This is a genomic window from Kroppenstedtia guangzhouensis (assembly GCF_014637345.1).
In the GTDB taxonomy this organism is placed as follows: domain Bacteria; phylum Bacillota; class Bacilli; order Thermoactinomycetales; family DSM-45169; genus Kroppenstedtia; species Kroppenstedtia guangzhouensis.
Genome location: NZ_BMEX01000034.1, coordinates 1 through 9,018, shown reverse-complemented (window position 1 = coordinate 9,018; position 9,018 = coordinate 1). Strand labels below are relative to the sequence as shown.

At 44.8% G+C, this 9,018-nt stretch carries 8 protein-coding genes and 2 pseudogenes; 3 read left to right on the top strand and 7 right to left on the bottom strand.

From position 1 onward, the window contains the following. Nucleotides 1–210: 210 nt before the first annotated feature. Complete coding sequence (locus IEV46_RS17270; protein ID WP_188433774.1) at nucleotides 211–729, bottom strand: GNAT family N-acetyltransferase; 519 nt, start codon at nucleotides 727–729, stop codon at nucleotides 211–213. Between the two features lie 252 nt (nucleotides 730–981). Between IEV46_RS17270 and IEV46_RS18265 the strand changes: the two are divergent. Further along, nucleotides 982–1,208, top strand: a pseudogene (locus IEV46_RS18265) (IS256 family transposase); the annotation flags it as partial. Between the two features lie 144 nt (nucleotides 1,209–1,352). Here IEV46_RS18265 and IEV46_RS17265 read toward each other — a convergent pair. The 6 genes from IEV46_RS17265 to IEV46_RS17240 form a co-directional block, all read right to left on the bottom strand. Next, entirely contained in the window at nucleotides 1,353–2,576 is a 1,224-nt protein-coding gene (locus IEV46_RS17265) for an MFS transporter (RefSeq protein ID WP_188433772.1), read from the bottom strand. A 23-nt stretch (nucleotides 2,577–2,599) separates the two neighbouring features. Continuing rightward, complete coding sequence (locus tag IEV46_RS17260; RefSeq protein ID WP_188433770.1) at nucleotides 2,600–3,148, bottom strand: hypothetical protein; 549 nt, start codon at nucleotides 3,146–3,148, stop codon at nucleotides 2,600–2,602. A 301-nt stretch (nucleotides 3,149–3,449) separates the two neighbouring features. After that, nucleotides 3,450–3,668, bottom strand: a complete 219-nt coding sequence (locus IEV46_RS17255; RefSeq protein WP_188433768.1) for a hypothetical protein — start codon at nucleotides 3,666–3,668, stop codon at nucleotides 3,450–3,452. Beyond that, a complete protein-coding gene (locus IEV46_RS17250) occupies nucleotides 3,652–5,643 on the bottom strand; it encodes a nitroreductase family protein (RefSeq protein ID WP_188433766.1) in 1,992 nt (663 codons plus the stop codon). The genes IEV46_RS17255 and IEV46_RS17250 overlap by 17 nt, the downstream gene beginning before the upstream one ends. A gap of 68 nt (nucleotides 5,644–5,711) precedes the next feature. Then, nucleotides 5,712–6,365 (bottom strand): hypothetical protein, encoded by a 654-nt coding sequence (locus IEV46_RS17245; RefSeq protein ID WP_188433764.1) that lies wholly within the window; start codon nucleotides 6,363–6,365, stop codon nucleotides 5,712–5,714. 16 nt (nucleotides 6,366–6,381) lie between these two features. Continuing rightward, nucleotides 6,382–6,852, bottom strand: coding sequence for a hypothetical protein (locus tag IEV46_RS17240; RefSeq protein ID WP_188433762.1), 471 nt, complete (start codon nucleotides 6,850–6,852; stop codon nucleotides 6,382–6,384). A 177-nt stretch (nucleotides 6,853–7,029) separates the two neighbouring features. On the opposite strand from IEV46_RS17240, the gene IEV46_RS17235 reads away from it, so the two are divergent. Together IEV46_RS17235 and IEV46_RS17230 are read left to right on the top strand one after the other, a co-directional pair. Beyond that, on the top strand, nucleotides 7,030–7,791 hold the full coding sequence (locus IEV46_RS17235) for an alpha/beta hydrolase (protein ID WP_188433760.1): 762 nt from the start codon (nucleotides 7,030–7,032) through the stop codon (nucleotides 7,789–7,791). Nucleotides 7,792–8,387: 596 nt separating this feature from the next. Continuing rightward, nucleotides 8,388–9,018, top strand: a pseudogene (locus IEV46_RS17230) (UPF0489 family protein); the annotation flags it as partial.

Below are 9,018 nucleotides of genomic sequence, written 5' to 3'. Positions count from 1 at the left end.
GGCTGAGACATACCTAAAACCGGCCCTTAGCGTACAGGGAGCCGGTTTTTTTGTTACGGACATATGTCTTAACGTACAATTTTCCCGAAATGGTCCGGTGACCCCTATACTGTATATTATGTCGAATAGGGCCATGACACCAAGCGGGAGGTACCATAAAAGTCAATTCGGCCGGTATATCGAGAGCCTCAGACAAAAAGAACCGGCTCCTTAATACAGAGGAGCCGGTTCTTTTTGTCTGAAATGATTACTATCCACTCCATATGCGACCTCTTCCAAATTAACGTTACCGATCTCTATATATTGAGTCCCAAGTTTCTTTCCCCCCAGTTTTTCATAAAACCTTCGGGAAGGATTCTTAGCCAAAACCCAAACAAGAAAAGAAGACATCCCTTCCTTCACCATCTGTTGAATCAGTCGTTTTACCCCTTGCCGTTGATATTCCTTCAAGATATAGATGGCGTAGAGTTCACTATCATAAAAGGGATTTCCAGATCTTTCAGGCCCATTGTTGGCATAACCAATAATCTGACCTGAAGAATTTTCTGCTACATAAATCCCACACTGCTTGTTTTGAATACGTTTTTCCCATTTCATTTCTTGTTTTTCATAAGACAGATCACTTAAAAAATCATCAGGAACAATTCCTTTATAAGCACTTCGCCAACTATCAACGTTTACTTGTGCAATGCATGGTATATCATCAAAATTTGCTTTGCGAATGATCATTAGATCTCTCACATCACCCATGTAACACAATCAAACTGTATTACATTGAACAAAAAGATATCGGTGGAATCCCTATGCCACTTGGTGAAATCCCCAATATGAGATTGGAACTGGAAGGCCTTTGCACTGGTGGGAGGGAAGAAGAAATTGGTTGGTAGTCACATCATAAAAGGGAAGAGTACTCCGGCTTTGTCCCAAATTCCGTGGAAATTGAAAGTGGCGGTCTCCTGAACCTGCAAGCGACGATGCGGTACCAACGTTATTGAATCTGCGTTTAAGACGGTTCGGGATGTATCCCGAAATGTGAAGTCCGTTGGCGAAACGGTCAACAAGTTCTTCGCTGGTCAGCTGCTGGCCTGTTGGAAGCAGAGACGCGTTTCCGAAGGATCAAGGGATACCGTCAGCTGTCTTTGTTAAAGCAAGCCTTAGAGCAACAAGTTTGCAGCGAACAAGAGGAAAACAACCCCTTCACCGCATAAAATGGCGATAATTGCCATCCCGAAAATAAAATCTACAACGAGTGGGACAATCCCGTACCCCGGGGAAGATACATGTAAAATCCGCCGTTTCAAAACTCGTTTTCCTCTTCTCCGAAGTTCTCAAAATGTCCGGTGATCACTTTATCATCCATCATGCTTTCGCAAAGACGTCGTAAGACCAAATAAACCGACCAGAATTACGATGGCCCCGGCTACCACGAATACCGTAACATTTCCGAGCATATCCCCGGCAGCTCCCCACAAGACATAACCTACTGGAGTCAGTAAACTAGAAACTCCTGCTATGCCCATTACACGACTTAGGTACGACTTATCCGTTTCTTTCTGTAATATGGTTGTGCTAATTGAACTAGTGATGGTAAAGGCCGCGCCCATTACGAAAATGCAGGCCCCAAGTTGGATTGGAACATCGGCAAAGGCTATGGAAAACAACATGCTCCCGCCCAGTATTAACGTCAAGAGATAGAGAAGACCCATTCGTCGTTTTAAGGGGAAAGCAGTTAGCACTAGAAGCGACACCAATGCACCCAAGCCGAACATCGAAACAATCCATCCATAAGTATCGGCGTTCCAGTGAAGATCCACTTGGACAAATTTGGGTAGATTTACACTGAATGTTACAACGGCGACGTTAGCGAACGTAATGAGAATGACGGACCAAAAGATTCTTCGGTGATGTACGAAATATCCGATACCGGTTCTGATACTAGTTAGAATCGGCTCTTTTTTCTTTTCCTTCATCTTAACCGATGGAAGCAGACAGTTACACAGAAATGCCAATCCATAAGTCACAGAGTCCAAAATTACGATGGAACCAAAGGAAAGTAAAGTCACCAGTACACCTCCGAGAGCCGGAGCAACCAGACTGGAGAGCCGAAACACCATCATGTTGATAGTGACGGCCCGGGGGATCTGGTTTTGTCGGATTAGCTCAGGAAGTAAGGCGTTATAAGCCGGACTAAAAAACGCCTGAATAATTCCGAAGATGATCGAGAAGAGATAGAGCTCCATCAAGGTGGTCTCACGTCCCAACAAAGTAAGGCCCCACCCGATCCCCAGAAGGAATCGGGTGAGATCTGTTATTAGAAGCAGACGCTTCTTGATGAATCGATCTCCTAACGCCCCTCCGAAAAAAGAAAATATAATCTTCGGAAGCATGGTGACAAGCAGGATTGTTCCCATCGCAAGAGTAGATCCCGTAATCCGTACTACTTCCCAAGCCAAGGCCAACGAATAGATCCCTGATCCAAGGGCAGACAAACCTTGTCCCACCCATACGGATAGAAGTGGAATATTTCGATTCAATGTCAGCTCTTTTTTCCGATGAACCGAGGGCTTGATATTCATAAAGACTCTCCTCTGGATCGACTTTATACAAGTTTTTGTTGCCGATGAATTTTTAACGTTTGGGGAGCCATGGAAATTAGTTGGTCATAGGTTTTGTAATTCAAAACAACAAAGGACAAGTCTTTGGCCAATAATCCCAAGGTGACCAAAGCTTCGTCGTAATCACAGCCAAGGTACAAATGGTTATCGATCAACCTTTTTAATGCTTCCGCCGGGTAAATGGGCCGAATTCCCGCGTAGGACCCTGGTTCCAAAAATACACCATGGGTCGCGGGAACCGGTTGGGTATATACCGAATCGTAAAAAACATCAACATGAATGGATTTCTTCTTCAATACCCCGGTTTCCGGGTCTGGTTGGACGGCTCGTATCTCCCGGTGGAAAGGTTCAACTAGGGATGTACGTCGATGGATAAACACCGTCTCATCCGTCAAAAGATGACATGAGTGACTATTAACCAACACGGATGTTGAGGTCGTTTTTCCACTTCCACTAGGACCGATAAAAAGCATCGCCTGATTGTTGTCCGTGACCACGGCACCAGCATGGAGACCCACAAATCGGTCGCGCAAAGGAGCCATCACGAAAGGGGGAAGGGGAGGATTATGGTTTGTCCATTCATGGACTGAACCTCCCAATAGTTGGGTGTAGACACCTTTTAACGGGCTGTTTTGAAGTTTTTCAGGACGAGACCGGAATAAATATCGGCCGGCCCGTTCCCAGTCACAAAACACCTGTATATCCGGGGTGGACCAATGGGGTTGGACAGCATGGGGGAAATATTCACGGATGTCCTTCGCACAGTTTTCGTATTTACAATGGACCCTTAACTGACATCCTAACAGGAAAAGATCCACCCGATGCGGATGCTCATTAATTAGCTCGTTTTCCGTTTGCAAGGGCAATCAGCTCCTTAAGGGATGAAGCAACTGGGATCAGGCGCTCCATCTCCTCCAACAGTTCGCGATGGACCAAAGCAAAATAATCGTTCCTTGGATCCCATACCATCAATCCACCGTATCCCTTGAGATCGATTAGTCTCCAACCCTGATCAAAAAAATACCTGTCTAATACCTCATATCCCCCGATCATACGGGTGCTCTCCTTTAATAGGTTTTCGGCCAATGTTGAAATAGTAAACGACCGATTCGGCCCTTTGATCAATTCCCAATGTATCAAAGGTCAAGGTATCCCTAATCCCAGGGGTTAGGAACACGCCCAACTCCATCTCCGTACAAGCCAAACAAATCCGTTGGCCGATTTGTCCCAGCTTCATGATTTCCGTCTCATATGTTCCCGGCTCATTCAGATTTAATCCTTTCCATACCCAGAGGGAAATGGCTCCAGTCCCGGCAAACTCCATTCCGCTAGTCATAGCACGGATATCTTTTGATGTCAGCTTTTTTTCTAGACTAACAAGTTTTCGTTCCCGATAGTCCCATTCATATAATTTATGGGGGACACCTTCAATGTTTTGAGCCGCCAAGAATATACGGAGATTCTGATGGGTTAGCCACTTTATCGGAAATGCCTTATCCATTAGGTACTTCCATTCCCGTTGGGTAACCGCTTGTGGCGAAAAAACACGGGTCGTATGGCGGTTAAAGAGAATATTTATATTCTCTTTCGTGAGTATGTTGTCATCTGGAAGGGAAACAAATTGAATCTGATCCAGGTAGTTCCTCCCCTCTAAGTGAGCAAGGAAGGAAAGGTACCAAGAATGCCTTACCCATAACTCCAGGCCCCTGTAGAAATTCCTCCCTAGTATATCCGGCAGGAGAATGGATTTCCTAATAAGCTTTTGAACGTTGTCGGGTACCGTGTTCTGAATAGACTCAATAACTCCTTTGACCGTCGTATTCCGGTCTCCCCGTCGAGAGGGAAGACAATGGGTGATAATATTGAATTCTTCGAAGGATACAGGAATCGTTTCAACACGGGGCCATAAAACGTTAGCATGAATACTCCCATCCTTGAAAGAAAAGTATACAGCGGGGTTTGTCATGAAATGTTTACTTGGACGTTGAGTGAGGTCTGCTTTTTTAGGGATAGTCCAAGTGGTCTCGTCTAGTTCCGCTTCCGGCCCAACTAAAAGCGTAACCATCTCCGGCTCCTGCAACCAAGTGAAGTTTTCATCTTCTTTCACTAAAGGTGCCGCCATCTTAGAAGATAAGCCATGAATTCGTGCTAACTCACTTAAATTTTCCAAAACGTGACCCACATCCAGTAGAATAGGACGAAAAGAACGGATCTCACGGTAACGCCACATTGGACGTTCCACTCGAGAACGCAACAGAAAGCCAATGGTACCTTTATTAAGGGAGTAAAGTCCCTCTTTGGGATATCCTTCTTCCCTGATCAAAGCATGATTCTCGACATCATATACATACATTCCACTTTGGATATACTCATAGGAGCGGGGAAGTATTACGACGCATTCAGTGGGATGCTTTGCCCCCCCAGAAGGATTGGTTTTTCTTAAGTTAGGACCAAACTGTCCCTTGATCTTGCCTATGGGACCGAATACGTAACGGAGGATAGCAGCCAACTGGCGTAACGAAAGCGGTTCGACTTTTTCCCCAGGCTGAAGATCCTCTTGGTTAACTTTCGGTAAAGGAATCCGGCTACCAAACCTTGGGGTGATTTTCGGCGGCTGATCCCACATACTGGCATAAGAATCCATTAATTGGTAATCCTTCTTTCTCCAATCCTTATCAAAATAGTTAACACCCGGATAATCCAGCAAGGCTCGTTGAAACCGATGTACAAACGTCATGTTCTTCAAATCTGCATTATCCTTCTCTATGATCAGACCAGCTTTCATCAACTGTTTTAACTTTCCATCCAGATCGGTTTTAATGGGAATGTCGGATGATTTAGCGAGAATTGGAACGATTTCCGGTAGGATATCCTTTCCTACTGCGAGAAATGCTCGTCTGTTCTCTGGATTATAAATAATCCATTTACCGGGTCCAGAATAGGCAGAGGAGTAGAGACGGGATTGAACCATTACCAGACCAGGGTTGGTCACCAGACTCTTTTTTTCTTTCTGGAGTACGGTCACCATAAGGAATCATCCTTTCGTCGAAGTTAAGAACTCACCGGTTAACCGATGAGTTCTTTAATTGATAAAACCTACGAACTTATCGTATACGCAATAGTTAGATTGATTCGGTGATATATCCCCCGATCGGAAGCAAAATGAACGTCATCCGTTCGGTGCAAGGTTAGTGGATTGAATAAGACAGCCCGGTTGTACTTATAGGGAATGATAACTTTCTTCCCCTGAGTGTGTTCCTTAAGATATTGGTCGGCAATGAATCCTTCCATGAAGTCCCGGGGCTTTTGAACATCATAGAGGATAAGCCCACCGGTATCCGGGTCTAGATTGTATTCATCGGGGGTTAACCAAATGGACAGTACCAGATCCACACTATCTGCATGAATAACTGCCTGCGTATTTTGGTTGTTCATAATAGCCCAGTGCTTCTCATACTCTAGCCCATCGAAGATAGTCGGTAAATTACGGCGTATTTCCCGATCGATTTCGTAAACTTCCTCCAACCTGGGGTTGTTGTTATGAAGGTGTTTACGGGTGGGATGTCTGTAATGCCAACCCCAGTGGTTCACCAACTTTTTTTGGAGTTGGACGCATATATCCCCTTCGAGAAGGTTGTCCAAAACGACATACTCAAAAGGTGGCTTTGTCTGGTGATATTCTTTCTCTACGGCAATCCAGTCTCGTTTAGACAGACACCGTTTAGAAGCCTGAGAAGTTGGTGACTTCATAAGGAAAGCCCTCCGATCAGGCTTCGCCTGACTGCAACTCCCAAGCCCGCATCTTCGGGACTTCCTGCCAAAGCTCCGTGCCCCTTGGAATTACGAAGGACATGCTTCCTACTGGCTGAGTTTCAGGCTGGTCGATTCGGAATTTTTGTAGATCCTCATTTTTTAAGAAATAAGCTGACTCATCCCTAGGGAACTGGACCAGAACCGACGGGCTTTCAACTCCATATTGGGTAAATGGAGGTGCTTCCTCGACATAGTTTTCATCTGGGATGACAAATGTGACCGTTCCCGGGGTCACATGTTCCCACGTTTCCCCACTCACCTGAAACGATTTCAGTTCATCAGCCGGAATGAAGTAGGCATACTCATGGTGCGGATCTTGAATCAAAACGTCAGGAAGGTCCTCGAAAATTACAGTATTAGAGAGATTATCGTGCTTTCTTTCCCCACTGTTCTGATGGTCAAACGCTAAATTACCATTACCCATCACAAACGACCTCCTTTGAAATAGCATCCATATATGGATGCTATTTTTAGTTTAGCTGTAAAAGATGGATAAGTCAAGCAATTCCTACCCATAAAAAAATCATGAATAAAGAAAGGATTACGGACCTCCAATGTATAATAGTATTTTTTAAAGGTTACTTTTTCTTGGAGGTAATTTATGGATGTATATACTCTGCCTGAGCTACAGTACCTTACTAATCTTACATACAGTAAAGAAAAACAATTGGCACTGGATATACTTTATTCCACCCATGTCACCACTCGGAAGCCCCTTGTGGTTTATATCCATGGGGGAGGATGGCGTACAGGAGAAAAGACCTTTCGTCCTCCCAGTGTTTGTTTTTTACTGGCTGCTCAAGGGTTTGCCGTGAGCATGATTAATTACCGTCTCAGTTGGACTGCTAAATTTCCAGCCCAGGTAGAGGATTGCACGGAGGCCATTCATTGGTTATGCAATCGCGCTGAAGAATTTGGCATCGAACCAACCTCAATTGGCGTAATGGGCTATTCAGCAGGGGGACACCTTTCTGCCCTCCTGGGAACCAGTCAAGGTACACTAGGAGCTCCTACTGATTTCTCCAAGATGAAGGGATGGCACGAACATCCAAACTCTGACGAGTCTATGTTTATAGGAGGACCGATACAGAATCATCCGGACCGAGTGCGAATGGCAAATCCGGTCACGTATGTTACAGGCAAGGAACCCCCGTTTCTTTTAATTCATGGAGAGCGAGACGGTATAATACCGATTAGCCAATCTGTCTTACTGTATCAGGCCCTGAAAAAGGCGGAAACTGATGTAACCATGCAGATAGTGAAAAACGCTGATCATAGTTTTGCTGGAGCTCTCACCCCTAGCGTTGAGGAAATCAACCAAATCATTCTAAAGTTTTTTCAGGAAAGGTTAGCTCCTATGTAAGAAGTGATATTATTCAACGGGACTCAGGCCTTTCGATTAACCATATTCTAGGCTTAACAAATCGAACAAGGAAATCACCCATACCGGGTGGAGTTGAAGATTCCATTGATCCACACATAAAGTCCAGGATGGAGACGGTTTTGAAGAGACGAAGCTTTTTCCAGTGAAGAAGGATGGAGAAAAACACAGGCGATACAGGCACCGAACAATTGGCCACCGGTCTGTGGAAACTTCTGCTTGTAACAGGGCTTGATCGGCTGTATTCACCCTGACGTGTAACTTACCCCAGATTGATTTCCGTGAAAATAGGCCCATGGCAGGCGCCCCTTTCCAACCATGATGCTAGTAGGATTTTGTCAAAATGCTGGCGGGACCCCATCTGGTCGTTATTTCAAATCGTTGTCGTCCCCTTTAAAGGCTAAACTTTACCCCCGCATGGGGGTGTTCATCTTACCCAAACAAGGATGAATTCAATCATGATTGACGACTGGAAGCATGAGAAAGAAAAGATATTGAATTCTAAATAGAAGATCCTCTACCCTGAAAAACGGATCTTTGTCAGCAAGGAGCATAATTGGGCATTTGCCGGCTGGGAATTGGCCCGCTTTCGGGGATGGATTCATTCCAATGCCACACTTATTCATGTGGATTCCCACCATGATGATTGTATCGATGGGGCAGAAGTGACTGGACTTCACGATATTCAATCAGAAAAGGATGCTTTCGATATCTCTGTTTATAATTTTCAACAATACAGTGATCGGATCCCCATGAGGATCGATAACTTTATTTTTGCCGGGATTGCTAGAGAAGTCATCGAGTCAGTAATTTATGTCTGTGATAAACAAGATCAAAAAAACCCGTTCGATCAATTGGAATGGACTGAGAACGTACTACAGTATTATTCAAGGATTCTAACCGAAGCGAAATTACAAAAATATGTTCAAGGTAAAAGGTTGTGGTCGATTCCAGAACTGGTCGACCATATCCAGGACGGCACGCTCGATCCATGGATTCAGTCCAAATCGGTGATTCTTGATTTAGACTTGGATTACTTTGCAAATTCGCATACATGGGAAGAAGCAGTATTACGACCTGTTCACGAAATCAAGGAAGAACTTTTTTCACGAAAGGCCAACAAATTCCTGATGAAGCAAGAACCCGGAGTTCAGAAACGAATTGCCCAAGCCATTGAGGGCATTCGCATCGTTCCCCCCGAAGGCGATG